Genomic DNA, 1197 nt, shown 5'->3' with positions numbered 1-1197 from the left:
AAATGGCAAAGCAAAAGTTCGAAAGAAGTAAACCACACGTAAATATCGGAACAATCGGTCACGTAGACCACGGTAAGACTACATTAACAGCTGCTATCACAACAGTATTAGCAAACAGAGGATTCGCAGAAGCGTTCAACTATGCTGATATCGATAGAGCTCCAGAAGAAAAAGAAAGAGGAATCACAATCAACACAGCTCACGTTGAGTACGAAACAGAAAGCAGACACTATGCTCACGTTGACTGTCCAGGACACGCTGACTATGTTAAGAACATGATCACTGGTGCTGCACAAATGGACGGAGCTATCTTAGTTTGTTCAGCTGCAGACGGTCCAATGCCTCAAACAAGAGAGCACATACTACTAGCTTCAAGAGTTGGTGTTGACTACATCGTTGTTTTCTTAAACAAAGCAGATATGGTTGACGACGAAGAATTATTAGAATTAGTTGAAATGGAAGTTAGAGAATTATTATCTGAATACAACTTCCCAGGAGATGACATTCCAGTAATCAAAGGATCAGCTTTAAGAGCATTAGAAAACCCAACAGATCCAGAAGCAACAGCTTGCATCATGGAATTAATGAACGCTGTAGATAGCTATATCCCAACTCCAGAAAGAGCAACAGATAAGCCATTCTTAATGCCAATCGAAGACGTATTTACAATCACTGGTAGAGGAACAGTTGCAACAGGAAGAGTTGAAAGAGGAGTTCTTCACGTATCAGACGAAGTAGAAATCGTTGGATTAACAGAAGAAAAGAGAAAAGTTGTTGTAACAGGAATCGAAATGTTCAGAAAGTTATTAGATGAAGCACAAGCTGGAGATAACATCGGAGCATTATTAAGAGGTGTTCAAAGAACTGAAATCGAAAGAGGTCAAGTTTTAGCAAAAGTTGGATCAGTAAATCCACACAGCAAGTTCGTAGGTCAAGTATACGTACTTAAGAAAGATGAAGGTGGAAGACACACTCCATTCTTCGATGGATACAGACCACAATTCTACTTCAGAACAACAGACGTTACAGGATCAATCAAATTACCAGAAGGAATGGAAATGGTTATGCCTGGAGACCACATCGATATGAACGTTGAGTTAATCACTCAAGTAGCTATGGATGAAGGTTTAAGATTCGCTATCAGAGAAGGTGGAAGAACTGTAGGTTCAGGAGTTGTTACTTCTATAATCGAATAGT

The 1197-nt window shown here is 39.7% G+C and carries 1 protein-coding gene; it reads left to right on the top strand.

Going from position 1 to position 1197, the window contains the following annotated elements:
- The first annotated feature begins 2 nt into the window (after positions 1-2).
- The gene (tuf, locus tag EJJ37_RS19735) at positions 3-1196 is read left to right on the top strand and encodes an elongation factor Tu (RefSeq protein ID WP_133017125.1); all 1194 of its coding nucleotides are present in this window, start codon (positions 3-5) and stop codon (positions 1194-1196) included.
- Position 1197 lies beyond the last annotated feature (1 nt).

Origin of the sequence: Clostridium cuniculi (assembly GCF_004353185.1) — a bacterium.
Lineage (GTDB): Bacteria > Bacillota > Clostridia > Clostridiales > Clostridiaceae > Clostridium > Clostridium cuniculi.
Note: the sequence above shows the minus strand (reverse complement) of the source record. Positions and strands in the feature narration are given on the sequence as shown.